General features: G+C 69.5%; 19 protein-coding genes. 11 read left to right on the forward strand and 8 right to left on the reverse strand.

Annotation, left to right across the window (positions count from 1 at the left end):
* Window positions 1–104 precede the first annotated feature (104 nt).
* The 5 genes from atpA to ACFYWY_RS04215 all read left to right on the forward strand — a co-directional run bounded on the left by atpA (window position 105) and on the right by ACFYWY_RS04215 (window position 5,153).
* Window positions 105–1,697: a F0F1 ATP synthase subunit alpha gene (atpA, locus tag ACFYWY_RS04195; protein ID WP_389179346.1), complete on the forward strand. Its 1,593-nt coding sequence runs from the start codon at window positions 105–107 to the stop codon at window positions 1,695–1,697.
* A 20-nt stretch (window positions 1,698–1,717) separates the two neighbouring features.
* Window positions 1,718–2,635, forward strand: coding sequence for a F0F1 ATP synthase subunit gamma (locus ACFYWY_RS04200; RefSeq protein ID WP_389179349.1), 918 nt, complete (start codon window positions 1,718–1,720; stop codon window positions 2,633–2,635).
* Window positions 2,635–4,077 (forward strand): F0F1 ATP synthase subunit beta, encoded by a 1,443-nt coding sequence (atpD, locus tag ACFYWY_RS04205; protein ID WP_389179352.1) that lies wholly within the window; start codon window positions 2,635–2,637, stop codon window positions 4,075–4,077. Before ACFYWY_RS04200 ends, atpD begins: the two co-directional genes overlap by 1 nt.
* A gap of 110 nt (window positions 4,078–4,187) precedes the next feature.
* Window positions 4,188–4,562, forward strand: coding sequence for a F0F1 ATP synthase subunit epsilon (locus tag ACFYWY_RS04210; RefSeq protein WP_389179355.1), 375 nt, complete (start codon window positions 4,188–4,190; stop codon window positions 4,560–4,562).
* A 141-nt stretch (window positions 4,563–4,703) separates the two neighbouring features.
* Window positions 4,704–5,153 carry a DUF2550 domain-containing protein gene (locus ACFYWY_RS04215; RefSeq protein ID WP_389179358.1) on the forward strand — a complete coding sequence of 150 codons (450 nt, stop codon included), beginning with the start codon at window positions 4,704–4,706 and terminating at the stop codon, window positions 5,151–5,153.
* Window positions 5,154–5,244: 91 nt separating this feature from the next.
* On the opposite strand, the gene ACFYWY_RS04220 is transcribed toward ACFYWY_RS04215, so the two are convergent.
* From ACFYWY_RS04220 to ACFYWY_RS04230, 3 genes are all read right to left on the reverse strand, one after another.
* Window positions 5,245–7,092: a glycosyl hydrolase family 18 protein gene (locus tag ACFYWY_RS04220; protein WP_389179361.1), complete on the reverse strand. Its 1,848-nt coding sequence runs from the start codon at window positions 7,090–7,092 to the stop codon at window positions 5,245–5,247.
* Window positions 7,093–7,250: 158 nt separating this feature from the next.
* Complete coding sequence (locus tag ACFYWY_RS04225; RefSeq protein WP_389179364.1) at window positions 7,251–7,901, reverse strand: response regulator; 651 nt, start codon at window positions 7,899–7,901, stop codon at window positions 7,251–7,253.
* Complete coding sequence (locus ACFYWY_RS04230; protein WP_389179367.1) at window positions 7,898–9,094, reverse strand: sensor histidine kinase; 1,197 nt, start codon at window positions 9,092–9,094, stop codon at window positions 7,898–7,900. Before ACFYWY_RS04230 ends, ACFYWY_RS04225 begins: the two co-directional genes overlap by 4 nt.
* Window positions 9,095–9,256: 162 nt before the next feature.
* Here ACFYWY_RS04230 and ACFYWY_RS04235 point away from each other — a divergent pair, with 162 nt between their 5' ends.
* On the forward strand, window positions 9,257–9,823 hold the full coding sequence (locus ACFYWY_RS04235; RefSeq protein ID WP_389179370.1) for a hypothetical protein: 567 nt from the start codon (window positions 9,257–9,259) through the stop codon (window positions 9,821–9,823).
* Here the strand turns inward: ACFYWY_RS04235 and ACFYWY_RS04240 are convergent.
* Window positions 9,820–10,392: a cob(I)yrinic acid a,c-diamide adenosyltransferase gene (locus ACFYWY_RS04240; RefSeq protein ID WP_389179373.1), complete on the reverse strand. Its 573-nt coding sequence runs from the start codon at window positions 10,390–10,392 to the stop codon at window positions 9,820–9,822. The two genes, ACFYWY_RS04235 and ACFYWY_RS04240, sit on opposite strands and share 4 nt — an antisense overlap.
* Before the next feature lie 310 nt (window positions 10,393–10,702).
* On the opposite strand from ACFYWY_RS04240, the gene ACFYWY_RS04245 reads away from it, so the two are divergent.
* The 3 genes from ACFYWY_RS04245 (at window position 10,703) to ACFYWY_RS04255 (ending at window position 14,638) form a co-directional block, all read left to right on the forward strand.
* Window positions 10,703–11,551 carry a 3-hydroxyacyl-CoA dehydrogenase family protein gene (locus tag ACFYWY_RS04245; protein WP_389179376.1) on the forward strand — a complete coding sequence of 283 codons (849 nt, stop codon included), beginning with the start codon at window positions 10,703–10,705 and terminating at the stop codon, window positions 11,549–11,551.
* A gap of 163 nt (window positions 11,552–11,714) precedes the next feature.
* On the forward strand, window positions 11,715–12,038 hold the full coding sequence (locus ACFYWY_RS04250; RefSeq protein ID WP_100109176.1) for an STAS domain-containing protein: 324 nt from the start codon (window positions 11,715–11,717) through the stop codon (window positions 12,036–12,038).
* 155 nt (window positions 12,039–12,193) lie between these two features.
* Window positions 12,194–14,638, forward strand: a complete 2,445-nt coding sequence (locus ACFYWY_RS04255; RefSeq protein WP_389179379.1) for an ATP-binding protein — start codon at window positions 12,194–12,196, stop codon at window positions 14,636–14,638.
* A gap of 82 nt (window positions 14,639–14,720) precedes the next feature.
* Here ACFYWY_RS04255 and nucS read toward each other — a convergent pair whose 3' ends face one another.
* Entirely contained in the window at window positions 14,721–15,383 is a 663-nt protein-coding gene (gene nucS / locus ACFYWY_RS04260) for an endonuclease NucS (protein ID WP_389179382.1), read from the reverse strand.
* 241 nt (window positions 15,384–15,624) lie between these two features.
* Between nucS and ACFYWY_RS04265 the strand changes: the two genes are divergently transcribed.
* Window positions 15,625–16,017: an SCO5389 family protein gene (locus tag ACFYWY_RS04265; protein WP_389179385.1), complete on the forward strand. Its 393-nt coding sequence runs from the start codon at window positions 15,625–15,627 to the stop codon at window positions 16,015–16,017.
* A gap of 92 nt (window positions 16,018–16,109) precedes the next feature.
* Here the strand turns inward: ACFYWY_RS04265 and ACFYWY_RS04270 are convergent, their stop codons facing one another.
* Window positions 16,110–17,141, reverse strand: a complete 1,032-nt coding sequence (locus ACFYWY_RS04270) for an LLM class flavin-dependent oxidoreductase (protein WP_389179388.1) — start codon at window positions 17,139–17,141, stop codon at window positions 16,110–16,112.
* Window positions 17,142–17,354: 213 nt separating this feature from the next.
* Here ACFYWY_RS04270 and ACFYWY_RS04275 point away from each other — a divergent pair, with 213 nt between their 5' ends.
* Window positions 17,355–17,687: an ATP/GTP-binding protein gene (locus tag ACFYWY_RS04275; protein WP_389179390.1), complete on the forward strand. Its 333-nt coding sequence runs from the start codon at window positions 17,355–17,357 to the stop codon at window positions 17,685–17,687.
* Window positions 17,688–17,711: 24 nt separating this feature from the next.
* Here ACFYWY_RS04275 and ACFYWY_RS04280 read toward each other — a convergent pair whose 3' ends face one another.
* Complete coding sequence (locus tag ACFYWY_RS04280) at window positions 17,712–18,557, reverse strand: ABC transporter permease subunit (RefSeq protein ID WP_389179393.1); 846 nt, start codon at window positions 18,555–18,557, stop codon at window positions 17,712–17,714.
* Window positions 18,554–19,714: an ABC transporter ATP-binding protein gene (locus ACFYWY_RS04285; RefSeq protein ID WP_389179396.1), complete on the reverse strand. Its 1,161-nt coding sequence runs from the start codon at window positions 19,712–19,714 to the stop codon at window positions 18,554–18,556. Before ACFYWY_RS04285 ends, ACFYWY_RS04280 begins: the two co-directional genes overlap by 4 nt.
* Window positions 19,715–19,792: the final 78 nt, after the last annotated feature.

A 19,792-nucleotide genomic window follows, 5' to 3' on the forward strand; every position in this document is an offset into this window, starting at 1 on the left:
GAGCGGCCCGGTTGGGCCGTGCAGAGATTGCAGAAGATTCCTGGGGGTCGGCCCCCAGACCCCTTAAGAAACTTCGGGCCCAACAAGGAGAGCAGGGAACCCAGATGGCGGAGCTCACGATCCGGCCGGAGGAGATCCGGGACGCGCTGGAGAACTTTGTCCAGTCGTACCAGCCGGACGCGGCCTCGCGCGAGGAGGTCGGTACGGTCAGCGTGGCCGGCGACGGCATTGCGAAGGTCGAGGGTCTTCCCTCGGCCATGGCGAACGAGCTGCTGAAGTTCGAGGACGGCACCCTCGGTCTCGCCCTCAACCTCGAGGAGCGCGAGATCGGTGCGGTCGTCCTCGGCGAGTTCAGCGGCATCGAGGAGGGCCAGCCGGTGCAGCGCACCGGTGAGGTTCTCTCCGTCGCTGTCGGCGAGGGCTACCTGGGTCGCGTCGTCGACCCGCTCGGCAACCCGATCGACGGCCTCGGCGAGATCGAGTCCGACGGCCGCCGCGCCCTCGAGCTGCAGGCCCCGGGCGTCATGGTCCGTAAGTCGGTGCACGAGCCGATGCAGACCGGCTACAAGGCCGTCGACGCCATGGTGCCGATCGGCCGTGGCCAGCGTCAGCTGATCATTGGCGACCGTCAGACCGGCAAGACCGCTCTGGCCGTCGACACGATCATCAACCAGCGCGACAACTGGCGCTCGGGCGACGTGAAGAAGCAGGTCCGCTGCATCTACGTCGCCATCGGCCAGAAGGGCTCCACCATCGCGTCCGTGCGCGGTGCGCTGGAGGAGGCGGGCGCGCTCGAGTACACGACGATCGTCGCCGCCCCGGCGTCCGACCCGGCCGGCTTCAAGTACCTGGCGCCGTACACCGGCTCGGCCATCGGCCAGCACTGGATGTACCAGGGCAAGCACGTCCTGATCATCTTCGACGACCTGTCGAAGCAGGCCGACGCCTACCGCGCCGTATCGCTGCTGCTGCGCCGTCCGCCGGGCCGCGAGGCGTACCCCGGTGACGTCTTCTACCTGCACTCTCGTCTCCTCGAGCGTTGCGCGAAGCTGTCGGACGACATGGGCGCCGGTTCGATGACGGGCCTCCCGATCGTCGAGACCAAGGCGAACGACGTGTCGGCGTTCATCCCGACCAACGTCATCTCCATCACCGACGGCCAGTGCTTCCTGGAGTCCGACCTGTTCAACGCCGGTCAGCGTCCGGCCCTGAACGTCGGTATCTCGGTCTCCCGTGTCGGTGGCTCCGCCCAGCACAAGGCCATGCGGCAGGTCTCCGGCCGACTTCGTGTGGACCTCGCCCAGTACCGCGAGCTCGAGGCGTTCGCCGCCTTCGGTTCCGACCTGGACGCGGCCTCCAAGGCGCAGATGGAGCGCGGCAAGCGCATGGTCGAGCTGCTCAAGCAGCCTCAGTACCAGCCCATGCCCATCGAGGAGCAGGTCGTCTCCGTCTGGGCCGGCACCACCGGCAAGATGGACGACGTCCCGGTCCAGGACATCCGCCGCTTCGAGTCCGAGCTGCTCGAGCACCTGCGCCGTGAGCGCAAGGAGCTGCTGACCAGCATCGCCGAGGGCGCCAAGATGTCGGACGACACCCTGCAGGCCATCGGCGACGCGATCGCCGCCTTCAAGCGTCAGTTCGAGACCTCGGACGGCAAGCTTCTGGGCGAAGACGCGCCGGTCAGCACGGCCAAGTGACGACGGAAGGGACCTGACTCATGGGAGCCCAGCTCCGGGTCTACAAGCGTCGCATCAAATCCGTCACCGCGACCAAGAAGATCACCAAGGCGATGGAGATGATCGCCGCCTCGCGCATCGTCAAGGCGCAGCGCCAGGTGGCGGCCTCCACGCCGTACGCGACCGAGCTCACCCGCGCGGTGACCGCGGTGGCGACGGGGTCGAACACCAAGCACCCGCTGACCACCGAGGTGGACGCTCCGGTCCGTGCCGCGGTCCTGCTCATCACGAGCGACCGCGGTCTGGCCGGCGGCTACTCCGCCAACGCCATCAAGGCGGCGGAGCAGCTCACCGAGCGGCTCCGCGGCGAGGGCAAGGAGGTCGACGCGTACATCGTCGGCCGCAAGGGTGTCGCGTACTACGGCTTCCGTGAGCGCAAGGTCACGGAGTCGTGGACCGGCTTCACCGACAACCCGACCTACGCCGACGCCAAGAAGGTCGCAGGACCGCTGATCGCGGCCGTCCAGCAGGACACGGCCGAGGGCGGCGTGGACGAGCTCCACATCGTCTTCACCGAGTTCGTCTCGATGCTGACGCAGACGCCGGTGCAGAACCGGTTGCTGCCGCTCAGCCTCGAGGAGGCCGCGGAAGAGTCCGGCACCAAGGGCGAGATCCTTCCGTTGTTCGACTTCGAGCCGTCGGCGGAGGACGTCCTCGACGCCCTGCTGCCGCGCTACGTCGAGAGCCGGATCTACAACGCGCTGCTCCAGGCCGCTGCTTCCAAGCACGCTGCCACCCGCCGCGCGATGAAGTCGGCGACCGACAACGCCGGGGAGCTCATCAAGAGCCTCTCCCGGCTTGCCAACGCGGCCCGCCAGGCCGAAATCACCCAGGAAATCAGCGAGATCGTCGGTGGCGCCAGCGCCCTGGCCGACGCGACCGCGGGGAGTGACAAGTAATGACGACGACAGTTGAGACGGCCGCCGCCACGGGCCGCGTCGCCCGGGTGATCGGCCCGGTCGTCGACGTGGAGTTCCCCGTCGACGCGATGCCGGAGATCTACAACGCGCTGACCGTTCAGGTCGCCGACCCTGCTCAGGACGGCCAGCTCAAGATGCTGACGCTCGAGGTTGCCCAGCACCTCGGCGAGGGCATCGTGCGCGCCATCTCGATGCAGCCCACCGACGGTCTGGTCCGCCAGGCCGCGGTGACCAACACGGGTGTGGGCATCACCGTGCCGGTCGGCGACTTCACCAAGGGCAAGGTGTTCAACACCCTCGGTGAGGTGCTGAACGTGCCCGACGCGAACAGCGAGACGACCGAGCGCTGGCCCATCCACCGCAAGGCCCCCAGCTTCGACCAGCTCGAGTCGAAGACCGAGATGTTCGAGACCGGCGTCAAGGTCATCGACCTTCTCACCCCGTACGTCAAGGGTGGAAAGATCGGTCTGTTCGGTGGTGCCGGTGTCGGCAAGACCGTTCTGATCCAGGAAATGATCTACCGCGTCGCCAACCTGCACGAGGGTGTGTCGGTGTTCGCGGGCGTCGGTGAGCGTACCCGTGAGGGCAACGACCTCATCGAGGAGATGAGCGAGTCCGGCGTCATCGACAAGACCGCCCTGGTCTTCGGTCAGATGGACGAGCCGCCGGGCACGCGTCTGCGCGTCGCCCTGGCCGGTCTGACCATGGCGGAGTACTTCCGCGATGTGCAGAAGCAGGACGTGCTCTTCTTCATCGACAACATCTTCCGGTACACCCAGGCCGGCTCCGAGGTGTCCACCCTGCTCGGCCGTATGCCGTCCGCGGTGGGTTACCAGCCGAACCTGGCCGACGAGATGGGTACGCTGCAGGAGCGCATCACCTCGACGCGTGGTCACTCGATCACCTCGATGCAGGCGATCTACGTCCCCGCGGACGACCTGACCGACCCGGCCCCGGCCACCACCTTCGCCCACCTCGACGCGACGACGGTTCTGTCCCGTCCGATCTCCGAGAAGGGCATCTACCCGGCCGTGGACCCGCTGGACTCCACGTCCCGGATCCTGGACCCGCGCTACATCGCGCAGGACCACTACGACGCCGCCACGCGCGTCAAGGGAATCCTGCAGAAGTACAAGGACCTCCAGGACATCATCGCGATCCTCGGTATCGACGAGCTGGGCGAGGAGGACAAGCTTGTTGTCCACCGTGCCCGTCGCGTCGAGCGCTTCCTGTCGCAGAACACCCACGTCGCCAAGCAGTTCACCGGCGTGGACGGTTCGGACGTGCCGCTCGAGGAGTCGATCGCCGCGTTCAACTCGATCTGCGACGGTGAGTACGACCACTTCCCCGAGCAGGCGTTCTTCATGTGCGGTGGCATTGAGGACCTCAAGGCCAACGCCAAGGAGCTCGGCGTCTCCTGAGTCCGTTGACTCGTGAAGGGGGGCGGGTGCGTCCCGCCCCCCTTCGTACGCCTACTAGAATTGACCCAACACCCGGCAGAAGTGCCGGGTGGTGACCCGAGGAGCCACCCTTGGCTGCTGAGCTGCATGTCGAGCTGGTCGCCGCGGACCGTAGCGTCTGGTCCGGCGAGGCCACCCTGGTCGTCGCGCGCACCACGTCCGGCGACATCGGCGTCATGCCCGGTCACCAGCCGCTGCTCGGTGTGCTGGAGTCGGGCCCTGTGACCATCCGTACGAGCGAGGGCGGGACCGTCGTCGCCGCGGTGCACGGCGGTTTCATCTCGTTCGCCGACAACAAGCTGTCCCTGCTGGCGGAGATCGTCGAGCTGGCGGACGAGATCGACGCCCAGCGCGCGGAGCGTGCGCTGGAGCGCGCCAAGTCGGACGAGGACGCCGCCGCCGAGCGGCGCGCCGATGTCCGGCTGCGTGCGGTGGCGGTGCACTGAGCAGCCCGCCCCGGACAGACACAGTCTCAGCCGCGGCCAGGGCTGGATTTCTCCAGACCGTGCCGCGGCTGAGGCAATGCAGGTGCACACGAGATTCGCGTGTGGGACTAGGACGAAAACGATGCGAGGAGGTCGGTGGAGATGTTCCTCGCTCTGCTTGTGAGCGGCCTGGTTGTCGTCACGCTGGTTGCGGTCGGGCTGTTCGTCTTCGGGCTGCGGCGGCGCCTGATCCAGCGCTCCGGCGGCACCTTCGACTGCAGTCTGCGCTGGAACGTCCCGGAGGAGACCGACCTCTCCGGCAAGGGCTGGGTGTATGGCGTCGCCCGCTACAGCGGTGACCGGATCATGTGGTTCCGGGTCTTCTCGTACGCCCCCCGCCCCCGGCGTGTCCTGGAGCGCTCGGCGATCGAGGTCGTGGCGCGCCGCACTCCCGAGGGCGAGGAGGAGCTGGCGCTGCTGTCAGACGCGGTGGTGCTGGGCTGCCTGCACCGCGGGACGCGGCTGGAGCTGGCGATGAGCGAGGACGCGCTGACCGGCTTCCTCGCCTGGCTGGAGGCGGCGCCGCCCGGCCAGAGAGTCAATGTGGCCTAGACGCACAGGCGCCTGGACGCACAGACGCACAGCGAAGCCCGGGAGACAGGATCTCCCGGGCTTCGTCGTTCGTACGGCTACTTTCGTACGGCTACTGCAGACCGCTGCTGATCGCGTTCGCGAGTTCGCCATTGCTGGTGTCGCCGCTGAACTCCCAGAAGAACGCGCCCTTCAGGCCCTGGTTCTTCACGTAGTTCATCTTCCCGCTGATGGTGGCCGGGGTGTCATAGCTCCACCACTGGGTGCCGCAGTGCGCGTAGGCGGTCCCGGCGACGGTGCCGGTGGCGGGGCACTTGGTCTTGAGCTCCTTGTAGTCGTCGATGCCCGGCTCGTACTTTCCGGGGGCCGGTCCGGTGGCCGAGCCGCCGGGCGCCGCCTGGGTGACGCCGGTCCAGCCGCGGCCGTAGAAACCGATGCCCAGGTTCAGCTTGCTGCCCGCGATCCCCTTGCCCTTGAGCTTCTGGATCGCCGCGTCAGAGTTGAAGCCCTGCTGCGGGATGCCGGAGTACGAGGTGAGGGGGGAGTGCGGGGCGGTCGGGCCCTGTGCGGCCCAGGCGCCGAAGAAGTCGTACGTCATCACGTTGTAGAAGTCGACGTACTGGGCGGCGCCGGCGTAGTCGGCCGCGTCGATCTTGCCGCCGGATGACGCGTCCGCGGTGATGGCCGCGGTGACGAGCTTGCTGCCGAACTTGGCGCGCATCGCCTGCATCATGTTCTTGAAGGACGCGGCGCCGCTGGTGTCGCAGGACAGACCGCAGGCGTTCGGGTACTCCCAGTCCAGGTCGATGCCGTCGAAGAGTCCGGCCCAGCGTGGGTCGTTGAGCAGGTCGTAGCAGGACTGGGCGAAGGCCGTGGGGTTCGCCGCGGCCTGGCCGAAGCCGCCGGACCAGGTCCAGCCGCCGAACGACCACAGCACCTTGATGTGCGGGTACTGCGCCTTGAGCTTCTTCAGCTGGTTGAAGTTGCCGCGCAGCGGCTGGTCCCAGGTGTCGGCGACGCCGTCGACGCTCTGGTCGGCGGTGTACGACTTCTCGTAGGCCGGGAAGGCCTCGCCGACCGTGCACTTACCGCCTTGGACGTTGCCGAAGGCGTAGTTGATGTGCGTGATCTTCGAGGCGGAGCCGCTGGTGACCAGATTCTTGACGTGGTAGTTGCGGTCGTAGACGCCCCACTCGGTGAAGTAGCCGAGCTTGACCTTGCTGCCGGGGTCGGGGTTGGTGCCGCCGGTGGTGCGGACCGCGCGGGCGCCGCTGGCCGGTCCTGTCTGGTCGGCGGTGTCACGGGCCTGCACGGTGTACGAGTAGTCCGTGCCGGCGGTCAGCCCGGTGTTCGTGTACGTCGTGCCGGTCACCGTCGCGATCTTGGTGCCGTCACGCAGTACGTCGTAGTTCTTGATGCCCTTGTCGTCGGTGGCGGCGGTCCAGGTCAGCTTCACCGAGGTGTTGGTGATGTCGGACGAGCTCGGGGTGCCGGGGGCGGACGGCGGGTTGTCGCCGGGGACGCTGCCGCCGTCGCAGGACGCGCCGTTGAGCCTGCAGCCGGAGGGGGCGCCGGAGCCGGTGCCGTTGAAGCCGAAGGAGACGGATGCGCCCGCGGCGAGAGTGCCGTTGTACGACTTGTTCTTGGCGGTCCAGTGGGTGCCGGAGCTGGTGACGTCCGCGTCCCATGCGGAGGTGACCGCGGTGCCCGAGGGGAAGTCCCACTCGACCGTCCAGGAGCTGAGCGATGTGGTGCCGGTGTTCTTCACCGTCCACTTGCCTTCGAAGCCGGTGCCCCAGTCGGAGACCTTGGTGTAGGTGGCGGTCGCCGAGGGAGCGGCCTCGGCGGGGGAGGCGAGGCCGACCATGGCGGCCAGCGGGAGGAGCAGCGCGGTCAGTCCCGCGACGGCTCTGGATCTGAGTCTGAATCTGGTGCTGTGCAGTGGGGGTTGCGTGTTCACGGGTGCTCCTCGAGGAGTTCCGGACGATCGGGGTGGTCCGTGCACTGCGCACCCTGCGTGGCTCACCGCAGTGTGTGTTGCGGTGAGAGTAGGAAGGTCTGGACCAATCGTCAATAGGTCCAGACCATAGGCGTGAGAGATGGGGGAGGGGAGAGGGGCTAGATGCCCAACTCCTGTGCCAGAACGGCTGCTTGGACCCGGCTGCGCATCTCCAGCTTGCCCAGCAGCCGGCTCACATGGGTCTTCACCGTCGCCTCCGCCATGTCGAGGTGCCCCGCGATCTCGGCGTTCGACATGCCCTTGCCGAGACACGACAGCACCTCGCGCTCGCGCCGGGTCAGCACATCGAGGATCCCGCGGTCGGGCGCGTCCGGGGACGGCGGGGGAGTCGGCGTCGCGAACTCCGCGATCAGACGGCGGGTCACAGCAGGCGCGATCAGCCCCTCGCCGCGCGCCACCGTGCGCACCGCCTCCAGCAGATCCTTGGCGTCGGTGTTCTTCAGCAGGAAGCCCGCGGCCCCCGCCCGCAGCGCCCCGAAGACGTACTCGTCCAGATCGAACGTGGTCAGTACGAGCACGTCGGCGAGCTTCTCGGCGACGACCTGCCGGGTCGCCGACACCCCGTCGAGCCGCGGCATCTGAACATCCATCAGCACCAGGTCCGGGCGCAGCTCACGGGCCAGCCGCACCGCTTCCTCGCCGTCCGCCGCCTCGCCGACCACCTCGATGTCCGGCGCGCTGCCCAGGATGAGGACCAGACCGGCGCGTACGGCGCTCTGGTCCTCCGCGACCAGTACCCGGATCGTCATGCCTTCCCGTTCCCTTCATCGACGGGCAGCTCCGCCCGTACCTGCCAGATCTTGGCGCCTACGCTGTCGGTCACCGGTCCCGCCTCGAACTGCCCGTCCAGCAGCGCCACGCGCTCGCGCATGCCGACCAGACCGGCCCCCGAGCCGGGGGCGCGCGGCCCGGGGCGGTCGCCGTACGGGCTGGTGACCCGTACCGTCAGCGTCCGCTCGTCCTGCGCCACGGTGACCGTGATCCGCCCCGGCGACGCGTGCTTGAGCGCGTTGGTCAGCGACTCCTGGATGATGCGGTACGCAGCGAGCTCGACCGGCGCGGCCAGCGCCGCTCCCGCCTCGCGGGTGTCGTCGAGCGTGAACTCCAGGCCGCTGGAGGCGCCGTTCGTCCGCGACTGACCGAGGAGCGCGTCGACACCGGCGAGTGTCGGCGCGGCCGCGGGCTCCGCGTCGCCGCCGCTGTCTCGCAGCAGCCCGATCAGCCGGCGCATCTCGGCGAGCCCGTCGACGCTGTTCTCGCGGATGACGCCGAGCGCCTCGCGGGAAGTCTTCGGGTCGTCCAGGGAGAGGGCGGCCGTGGAGTGGATCGCGATCGCCGAGAGATGGCCCGCGACCAGGTCGTGCAGCTCCCGGGCCATCCGGGCGCGCTCGGAGGCGACCGCCTGGGTGCGGTCGATCTCGGCGAGCAGGGCGGTCTGCTCGGCGCGCAGCTGGGCGGCTTCTGCGGCGTCGCGATGGGTGCGTACGCTCACGCCGGTCCAGGCCGGGACGACCGTCAGCACGGCGAAGAGGAGGCCGGGCAGAATGGCCTGTGCATCCTGGTAGACGACGAGTGCGGTGACCGTGACGGCGGCGGTGGCCACCATGGACACGGCGGGGATACGGCGTGCGGCCGCGGGTGTGCCGTACAGAACGGCCGCGTAGACCACATCCGTGAACATCGCCAGGGTGGCGACATTCCCGACGGTGAACTGGTCGGCGAGCATCGTCAGACAGCCGATCGCCAGCGCGGTGTTCGGCATCGTCCGGCGCAGCAGCTCAGCCCCGCTCATCACGGCCAGCGGCACCAGCGCCAGCGAGCGCGGTTCGAAGCCCTGGTCCCTATGGGTGTCCAGACCCAGCGACCACAGCAGCAGGCCGCCGAGGAATCCGGCCACGGCGATGAGTACGTCGTCGCGGTGCGGGCGGGGGATAGCGGTCACGGACCCATCAAACACGGCGGGCGGCGCGCGGGCCTCCACGTCCCGGGTGAGGGCCGGCCGCATTCGGCTACATCGAAGGATGCAGTGCCACTTCGTTACTGGCGATGACGATCGGCGGCCGTGCGGACGGGAGGCTGGAGGCCGGACGGAAGGGAGAGTGCCGTGATCGTCACGCTGATCGTGATCTGCGAGGTCGGCTTCTGGGTGCTGCTGCTCGGTGGACTGGCCCTGCGCTACCTGGCGAAGTTGCCGCGCCTCGGGGCGGCCGTGCTGCTCTGCGAGCCCTTGCTGGAGGTCATCCTGCTGGTCGTGACGGCGATCGACCTCAAGAACGGCGCAGAGCCGGACTGGAAGCACGGTCTCGCGGCCGTCTACATCGGCTTCACCGTGGGCCTTGGGCACCACACGATCAAGTGGGTCGACGCGAAGTTCGCGCACCGCTTCGCGGGCGGCCCGCGGCCCGTCAAGCGGCCGAAATACGGCACGGCCCGCACGGTCCACGAGTGGAAGACGGCCATCCGCTGGATCGTCGCGGCGGTGGTCGCCATGGGCCTGCTTCAGGCCGCGATCTGGTACGTCGGCGGCGACGGCGACACCGGTTCGCTGCGCAGCTGGCAGGAGACCATGTTCTTCGTCATCGGCATCAACGTGGTCATCGCGGGGAGCTACACGCTCTTCCCGAAGCAGGCCCCGAAGTCCGAGCGCGAGCCCGTGGGCAGTGAGCGTTAGCGCTCTCCGCCCGGCACCCAGAGCACGTCTCCGACCTCCTTGTTGGCCGTACGGGCCAGGATGAACAGGAGGTCGGAGAGGCGGTTGAGATACGTCGCGGCGAGCGGGTTCATGATTTCCCCGTGCACCTCCAGCGCCGCCCAGGTCGAGCGCTCCGCGCGCCGTACGACCGTGCAGGCCTGATGCAGCAGCGCCGCCCCCGGTGTACCGCCGGGCAGGATGAAGCTGCGGAGCTTCTCCAGCTCCTCGTTGAAGCGGTCACAGTCCGCCTCCAGCTTGTCGATGTAGAACTGCTCGACCCGCAGCGGCGGATACTCCGGCTTCTCGACGACCGGGGTGGCGAGATCCGCACCCACGTCGAACAGGTCGTTCTGGACGCGGACGAGGACCTTCACGACCTCCTGCGGGAGCTGCCCGAGGGCGATGGCCGTGCCGATGGAGGCATTGGCCTCATTGGCGTCGGCGTACGCCGCGATCCGCAGATCGGTCTTGGCCGTGCGGCTCATGTCGCCGAGGGCTGTCGTGCCCTGGTCGCCGGTACGGGTGTAGATGCGCGTCAGATTGACCATGCACCCAGCCTAGGTTCTCTCCGTCGATCAGGCCGGATCGGGGAGCACGGGGTGACCTGCCGCGGGATCGCCGCCGGCCGCGGACCCGACGACGTCTCCCGCGAGGCGTCATGGACCTCCGCCACCACGCGGAGGACCTGCTGGGGGAGAAGGTGCTCAAGTGGGCGGTATGTGACCCGTGATGGGCCGCGCCGGTGTGATGTCCGTCATCTGAGACGTGACGCGCATCTCTTCACCGCCACAGGGCACCTCACGGGCGCTAACCTCCGCCGGAGAGCCGAAATGTAAACAGGTGTTAAGGGGTGCCGCAGTGGCCAGGAAGCTCGCCGTCATCGGGGCCGGACTCATGGGGTCCGGTATCGCGCAGGTCTCGGCCCAGGCGGGCTGGGAAGTCGTGCTGCGCGATGTCACCGATGCGGCCCTGACCCGCGGCACCGACGGCATCAAGGCCTCGTACGACAAGTTCGTCTCCAAGGGCAAGCTCGAAGCGGCCGACGCCGAGGCGGCATTGGCGCGCATCACCACCACCACCGACCTGGACGCCGCCGCCGACGCGGACATCGTCGTCGAGGCGGTCTTCGAGAAGCTCGAGGTCAAGCACGAGATCTTCCGTACGCTCGACAAGCTCGTACGGGACGACGCCGTCCTCGCCTCCAATACCTCCGCCATCCCGATCACGAAGATCGCGGCGGTGACGGAGCGTCCGGACCGCGTCGTCGGTGCGCACTTCTTCTCGCCCGTCCCGATGATGCAGCTGTGCGAGCTGGTGCGCGGCTACAAGACGAGCGACGAAGCCCTCGCCACCACGCGGGAGTTCGCCGAATCCGTCGGCAAGACCTGCATCGTCGTCAACCGCGATGTCGCCGGTTTTGTCACCACCCGCCTCATTTCGGCGCTGGTCGTCGAGGCCGCGAAGCTCTACGAATCGGGCGTCGCGTCCGCCGAGGACATCGACATCGCCTGCAAGCTGGGCTTCGGTCACGCCATGGGGCCGCTCGCCACCGCCGACCTGACGGGCGTGGACATCCTGCTGCACGCCACGAGCAACATCTACACCGAGTCCCAGGACGAGAAGTTCGCGCCGCCGGAGCTGATGCGCCGGATGGTGGACGCGGGTGACATCGGTCGCAAGAGCGGGCAGGGCTTCTACAAGCACTGACCCTCATCGACCGATTTGGTATCACCCTCAGGGGTGAATTCGGTATCGGTTCGCTTACAGACGGCAACTTCCTCACCCACGCGGCAGTCAGTTGTTGCAAGACAGAAGAAGAACAAGACAGAAGAAGCAAAACAGGGCACTGAAGCACTCACGGGGAGCGCATATGCACATCAGGGGCGACCATGCCGAGCTGGTCGTCGGGGGCCGCCTCGACGTCCGCAGCGCGGCGGACGCCCGTACGGTCCTGCACTCGGCCGTCGACGACGGCGTCGGCGACCTCGTGCTCGACCTGACCGACCTCGACTCCTGGGATGCCACCGGGCTCGGGGTCATCATGGGCGCGCACCGGCGGGCCGGCCGGTGCGGTCGCCGGCTGGTGCTGCGCGGTGTGCCGCCACAGATGCAGAGACTGCTGGTCGCCACGCGGCTGCACCGCATTCTCGCCATCGAGGGCGGCCTCGCGGCCGAATCGCTCCCTCGGGTCTGAACCGTACGACGCTCGCAATCCTCACGAGACTGTGACGTCACGGGCGGGCTGGCACCCCGGCCGTTCGTAGATACTGAGCGAACGCCTAGGGTTCGGTCGCCTGCCGAATTGACAGACCCGTGTGACGGGCACAGCACCTCTGGGGGGCTTGGACCATGGACAACGACAGCTTCGGCGAGGGCGCGGGACAGGCGCGGCCCCCGCGCGACACCGGCACGCCCGACTTCGTACAGTCCGCGCCGGCGCTCGCCCGTACCGTCCAGCTCGTCGCGGGCGACTTCCTGCTCACCGTCAACCCCGTCGACGGCAGCGAGATAGAGCCCTGCCCGCCCGGTGGGGCCCCCTCCCAGGCCGAAGGCCATGGGAGAGAACAGTCCGCGCGGCCGACCCGGTACAGCGCCGAGGAGCGCACCGAGCGGCAGCGCGCGGCGCAGCCGCCCCTGCCGGCGGGCCCGCCCGCCCCGCGGCTCCCGCTGCTTGAGCGCGACGAGGAGCATGAGCGGCTGGTACGGCTGCTGGGCCGCGGCCGCTCGGTGCGGCTCACCGGGCCCGCGGGCTCCGGGCGCAGCGCCCTGCTCGACATCGTGGCCGAGGACTGCGCGAACCTCGCACCCGACGGGGTCGTACGCCTCAGCGGTTACCACCGCACCCCCACCGAGCTGCTGTACGAGCTCTTCGCCGTCGTCCACAGCGCGCCGCGGCACCGGCCCGACCGGGCGGGACTGCTCGAGTACGTGAGGGACATCGGCGCGATCGTCGTACTCGACGACCTGGAGTTCGGCGGCTCCGCCCTCGGCGAGCTGCTGGACGCCGCGCCCGAGTGCGCCTTCCTGGTCGCCGCCACACCCGACATCGCGGCGCCCGCCGCCGACTCGCACCTCGAAGAGGTCTTCCTCGCGGGTCTCGGCCGCAGCGCCTCCCTGGAGCTGCTGCAGCGCACCGTGGAACGGCCGCTCACCGAGGACGAGGCGAACTGGGCGGGCGACCTCTGGTTCGAGTCCGAGGGCCTGCCGCTGCGCTTCGTGCAGGCGGGCGCGTTGCTGCGGCAGCGCGACAGCCTGCGTCCCGAACCGCAGGACGAGGACTCCGACGGGTTCGGGGTCTTCGACGCGGTCGACGTCGAGGTCCCGCTGCCGACGCTCGGCGAGGGGGCCGCGCCCGCGGCGCTGCTCGCCTCCCGGCTCAGCGAGTCCGCCCGCGACACCCTGCGCTTCGCCGTCGCGCTCGGCGGCGAGGTCCCGCACCAGGCACATCTGCCGGCGCTCGTTGGTGACACCCACGCGGACGCCTCGCTCGGCGAGCTGATGCACTGCGGGCTGCTCTCCCCGGTCGGCCCCCGCTACCGGCTGGCGGCCGGCGTGATCGCGCAGCTGACGGAGAAGGGTTACGCCGACGACGCGGCCGCCCACGCCCACACCGCCGCCCAGCACTACGCCTGGTGGGCCGGACACCCCTCCGTCACGCCCGAGCGTGCTGTGGCCGAGGCGGACGCCGTCCTCGCCGCGCTGACCGCGCTGGTCCCGGGGGAAGAGGCAGGACACCCCAGCGCGGCCGTGCTGCTGGCCCGCAGCGCCGCACCCGCCTTCGCGGCGGGGCTGCACTGGGGCGCTTGGGAGCGGGCCCTGCGGATCGGCTCCGAAGCGGCCCGGATATCGGGCGAAGTGGCCGAAGAGGCGTATTTCCACCATGAGTTGGGCGTACTCGCACTCTGCACCGGCAGCCTGGAGCGTGCGCGCGCCGAGCTGGAGGCCTCGATCGGCATGCGCGGAGCTCTCGCCGACAAGCGTGGCACCGTCGCGGGACGCAGGGCGCTGGCGCTCGTCGCGGACCGCGCGGGCGGCCCCGTAGTCGGCGGACGCACCCCGGCGGGCGAGGAGGTACCGGCCGCGCGCTACGAGGAGTCGGCATCGCCGCCCGGAGGCGTGCCGGCGGCCGTGCTGCCGCTGGGGGCCTCGGGACAGTCGAAGCGGCCGGAGGAGCCCGCCACACTGGTGGCTCGGCAGGAGTCGCCCGGCGGCGCCAAGCCGCGCGGCCCTCTCGCCATCATCGGCGGCGCACGCCGCAACCTGGTAGCCGCGGGCGCGGGCGCGCTGCTCGCCGCGGTGCTCGGCACGGTGGTGACGCTGGGGGCGACCTCGGACCAGCAGGACCCGCCCGGCGGCAAGGTCAGGAACGGCCAGTCCGCGAACGAGGACGACGCGGACAACGGCCTGGACGCGGACGAGCCGGCCGCCGGTTCGACCCGCCGACCGGGCGGCACCGAGGACCCGACGGGGGCGGTGACGCCGGGCTCCAGCCCGTCGGCGGGCGACCCGTCGAAGCCGGGGGCCGAGCCGTCGTCGAATCCGTCGAAGCCGGGCGGGAAGCCGACGTCGTCAGGCAGGCCCCCGACGAATCCGGAGACCAAGCCGCCGACGACCCCGCCGACGAAGCCCCCGACGCCTTCGAGCACGCCGACGCCGACGCCGACGCCCACGCCGACCAGCCCGTCACCGTCGGCGTCGACCTCGCCCGGAGGTTCAACCTCGGCCAGCGCTCCGATCACAACCAGCAGCGCCCCCGCGTCCTCCGCGAGTTCCAGCAGCTCGCCCGTCATCTGACGGCCAGGAGAACGCAGACGGCCCCGAGCGGCATCGCCGCCCGGGGCCGTTCCCGTACCCCTGTCAGTACTGTCCCAAGACCTCAGAACAGCCTGAGCTTGTCGTCCTCGATGCCCCGCAGCGCGTCGTAGTCCAGCACCACACACCCGATCCCGCGGTCCGTCGCCAGCACCCGCGCCTGCGGCTTGATCTCCTGTGCCGCGAACACACCCTTCACCGGCGCCAGATGGGGGTCGCGGTTCAGCAACTCCAGATAGCGCGTCAGCTGCTCGACGCCGTCGATCTCGCCGCGCCGCTTGATCTCCACGGCCACCGTCGCGCCGTCGGAGTCCCGGCACAGGATGTCCACCGGGCCGATGGCCGTGGGGTATTCGCGCCGGATCAGGCTGTATCCCTTGCCCAGCGTTTCGATGCGGTCGGCGAGCAGTTCCTGGAGGTGCGCCTCCACGCCGTCCTTGATCAGGCCGGGGTCCACGCCGAGTTCGTGCGAGGAGTCATGGAGAATTTCCTCCATCGTAATGATCAGTTTCTCGCCCGCTTTGTTGATGACCGTCCAGACGCTGTCGTCACCCTCTTTGAGCGTGCAGGGAGGAGACATCCAGTTCAGTGGTTTGTACGCCCTGTCGTCCGCGTGGATGGAGACGCTGCCGTCTGCCTTGACCAGGATCAGACGGGGAGCGGAGGGAAGGTGGGCGGTGAGCCGGCCCGCGTAGTCGACGGAGCAGCGGGCGATGACAAGACGCATGGTCGGCAACGCTACTCGACACACACCGCTGCGCGCGATTCGCCCCGGAAGCCCCGTTCGTAATTGGCCGGTTGTGTTCCCAATCTCCTGGTGCGCTCCGGACGGCGCACTTACCGTGGAAGCAGGAGGTCGTCGGCCGGGCACGCTGCGTCGTCATGTGTCGTTCACATGGCGTCGTTGTCCGTCAGCCTCCTTCCCTGCCCGTAAGGCCCCGTTCACCGGGGCCGCGAGAGGAGAACCCATGTCGCTCGACGTCTCACCGGCGCTGTTGGAACAGGCCGAGCGAGGCGAGGTCGACGAAGAGGCCTTCGTCGACTGCGTCCGGACCTCCCTGCCCTTCGCATGGGAGATGATCAGTTCTCTGGTGGCTCAGCTGAAGGTGGACGGCGGGGACTTCGCCGACAACCAGACGCCTCCGCCGGACGAGCAGGCACGTGGTCAGCTGCTGCGCGCGCTCGCGAGTGACGCGATTCGCGGTGCGCTCCAGCGGCACTTCGGGGTGCGTCTGGCATTCCAGAACTGCCACCGCGTCGCGGTGTTCCCGCTGGACTCCTCGGTGGATGAGCGGCTCGCCCGCTTTACTTCCGTACGGGCCCAGTTGCTCAACCAGTCGCCCGAAATGCGCGACTGCTGAAGTCTTCTGCTGCCGCTCCGCACCGCGGGAGGTGCAACTGGTGTCGGAGCGGCAGCACCTCCGGTACGGCTCGGGACCCGGCGGTCCCGGGCTCAGCTCAGCAGCGGCAGGACCTCTGTGCCGAGGCGCCGCACATTCTCCTCGGTGGCCGCGAGATCGCCCGAGCCTTCGGCGAGCAGGGCGAAGCGCGTGATGCCGGTACGTTCCGCGGTGGCCGCGATGCGGTCCGCGGCGAGCCGCGGCGGGCCCACCGGGTGCATGTCGCAGAGCAGTTCTGTGTATGCCACGGGGTCCCGCATCGCGCGCGTACGCCCGTCGACCGTCACATGGGCGTCCAGGCCCCGCTTGAGCCAGCCCGGCATCGCCTTGAGCAGCGTCTCGGACGCATCGGCCCTGCGGTCCGCGATCTGGGCCACACCGGCCGACACATGCCCGGCATGCTCGACCTCCTCGGGCGGACGGCCCGCGGCGAGCGCGTCCGTACGCCACCGGGCGATCATCTCCGCCTTCTCCTCGTCGTCGCAGTGCATCCCGAGCAGCATCGGCAGCCCGCGCTCGGCGGCGAGCTTCACGCTCTTCGGGGACGTGCACGCGACGATCACCTCGGGGCCCCCCGGGGGACCGCCGATCAGCTCGTCCGGCCTTGGCACGACAGGGACTTCACGGAAGGTGAAGCGCTCTCCCCGGGCGGCGACGCGGGGCTCGCGCAGCCAGCGCAGCAGCAGGTCCAGGGACTCCGGAAAGTCCTTCTCGTACGCATCGAGGCCCGTGCCGAAGACCTCCAGGTCGACCCAGGGGCCGCCCCGCCCCACACCGAGGGAGAATCTCCCCCCGCTTGTGAGATGCAGCAGCGCCGTCTGCTCGCCCAGCGAGACGGGATGGGCGCTCGGCAGCACGCTCACGGCTGTCCCCACCCGGATCCGCCGGGTGCGGCCGAGCAGCAGCGCCGCGAGCGTCACGGCCGACGGGCACACGCCGTACGGTACGAAATGGTGCTCGGCGAGCCAGACCGAATCCAGCCCGGACTCCTCCGCGACCTCGGCGGACCGCACCGCTCGGTGCAGTGCCTCCCCCTGCCCCTGGCCCGGGAATTGGGCCGCCAGTACGAAAGTTCCCACGCGCATCGCCTATTGCCTCCTTGCGGCCGACGCGTCACTCCCCCTACCGGCAACAACGTCTGACACGTGCCAAAGGCACGGCCATTCGTGAGGTTGTTGCGATTTTCCGGTAACTGGCCCCTGTGGGTGCCACGGTCTCACGCTGTGCGGTACGTGTACCCCGGACCGCGGGCCGTAGGCTGGACGGGAACTGTCCGGACTTGCCCCGTGAGGTGTCACGTGTCCCCGCGCCGCAACCGCCCCCGAGGCGGCGAGAAACCGACCGAGCAGGCCGGCGAGCCGGGCGAGAGGTACGGCGGCTTCGGCCGGAGCGAGTCCTGGCAGGGCGAGCAGTGGTCGATCCGCCATGTCGCCGGCGCAAGTGCCGCCGGCAAGCGGTACCGCTGCCCCGGCTGCGACCAGGAGATCCCCTCGGGCGTCCCGCATGTGGTGGCCTGGCCGGAGCACGGCGGCGGCGTCGACGACCGGCGGCACTGGCACAAGGCGTGCTGGAACGCGAAGGACCGCCGCACCACGCGGGTGCAGCGGTCCCGTAACGCGCCGAGGTACTGAAGGCTCCGGGAGCCTCGTCCGTCCTTACACGTCGCGCGTGTTGAGCGAGGCGTACGCGCCGGCCAGTGCGGCCGCCGTCACGCCCAGCATGATCCACAGCGGGTCCCAGCCGGCCGGACCCGACTCGGTCACGGCGGTGTCGTACAGCACACCGATCTGGTTGGGGATGGAGTACTCGAAGAGGGCCTGCTGCAGATCCCGCAGCGACTCCGAGAACATGAACATGGCCAGCACCAGCGGCAGCAGCACGACGCCGATCATGACGGTGATCGCGCCCGCCGAGTGGCGGATGAGGGTGCCGACGGCGAGCGAGAGCAGGCCGAGGGTCGCGACGTAGAGGGCGATGCCGACCGTCGCGCGGAACCAGTCCTCGCCGGTGGACGAGCCCTGGTCCACGATCACGGTCTGCAGGCCGCCGACGATCGCGGTGATCACCGTGGTGAGCGTGAAGACGAGCAGGAAGAAGACGATCGCCTTGGCCGTCAGCACGCGGGCGCGGCTGGGGCAGGCGGTCAGCGTGGTCCTGATCATCCCCGTGCCGTACTCGGAGGCGATGGTCAGCACGCCCAGCGTGATCACGCAGATGGAGCCGAGCAGTACCCCGAAGAAGCCGAGGGAGAGGACCGACTGCCCCTCGAGGTCGGCGTCCGCGGCGGAGACGGCGACCGCGGAGAGCACGCCGATGCCGACCATCAGCACGATCATGACGCCGAGCGTCCACATTGTGGAGCGTACGGAACGGATCTTGGTCCACTCCGAGGCGAGGGCGTCGCCGAGGTGGGCGTTGCGCACCGGGATCGGCGAGGAGTACCCGGTGCCGGGCGCGCCCTGCGGCTGATAGGGCGCCTGCTGCTGGTAGGGGGTGGTCATCGGGCGTCCTCGGGCTTGGTCAGGTCGGCGGGGGCGGAAGCAGGCGGCATGGGCGGAGCACCGGCAGGCGCGACGGGAGCCGCGCCGGCGGGCGCGACGGGAGCCCCGCCGGCGTACGGGTTCTGGCCGGGCTGGGGCGGCGGCGGGGCGTACCAGCCCTGCTGCGGCACCTCGGGGATCTGCTGCTGCGGCGGGAGGTAGCCGATCGGCGGCTGCTGCATCAGGCCCGACTTCTGGTCGGCCGTCGAGCGGTAGTCGACCGCGCCCTGCGTCATCCGCATGTACGCCTCTTCCAGCGAGGCCTGGTGCGGCGACAGCTCCCACAGCCGGACGTCCGCGCCGTACGCCAGATCGCTGATCTGCGGCAGCGGCAACCCGGTGACCCGCAGCGCGCCGTCCGGCTCCGACATGACCTGACCGCCGGCCTCGGTGAGCGCGGCGGACAGCTTCTCGCGCTGCTGCGGCTCGGTCTGCGGCGTACGCACCCGGGCGAAGTCCGCGGAGTTGTGCGAGATGAAGTCCTTGACGCTCATGTCAGAGAGCAGCTGGCCACGGCCGATCACGATCAAGTGGTCGGCGGTGAGCGCCATTTCGCTCATCAGGTGCGAGGAGACGAAGACCGTACGGCCTTCGGCGGCGAGCTGCTTCATCAGATTGCGGACCCAGAGGATGCCTTCCGGGTCCAGGCCGTTGACCGGCTCGTCGAAGAGCAGCACCTGCGGGTCGCCGAGGAGCGCCGCCGCGATACCGAGCCGCTGCCCCATACCGAGCGAGAAGCCCTTGGAGCGCTTCTTGGCGACGTCCTGAAGCCCGACGACGCCGAGCACCTCGTCGACCCGGCGGGCCGGGATACCGGAGAGCTGCGCCAGCGACAGCAGGTGACTGCGCGCGCTGCGGCCGCCGTGCACCGCCTTGGCGTCGAGCAGGGCACCGACCTGGCGGGGCGCGTTCGGCAGCTGCCGGTAGGGGCGGCCGCTGATGGTCACATGGCCTTCGGTCGGCTGGTCGAGTCCCAGCATCATCCGCATCGTGGTCGACTTGCCCGCGCCGTTGGGGCCGAGGAACCCGGTGACGGCACCGGGCCGTACCTGGAAGGAAAGGTTGTACACGGCCGTCTTCGCGCCATAGCGCTTCGTCAGGCCGACTGCCTCGATCATGCTCCAGCCCCATCGACATTCGGGTTGTCGGGGCACAGGCCGTCCGGCCGCACGCCCCCGTAAGAGTTAGGAGGATAT

The organism is Streptomyces sp. NPDC002870 (assembly GCF_042888505.1).
Classification (GTDB): domain Bacteria; phylum Actinomycetota; class Actinomycetes; order Streptomycetales; family Streptomycetaceae; genus Streptomyces.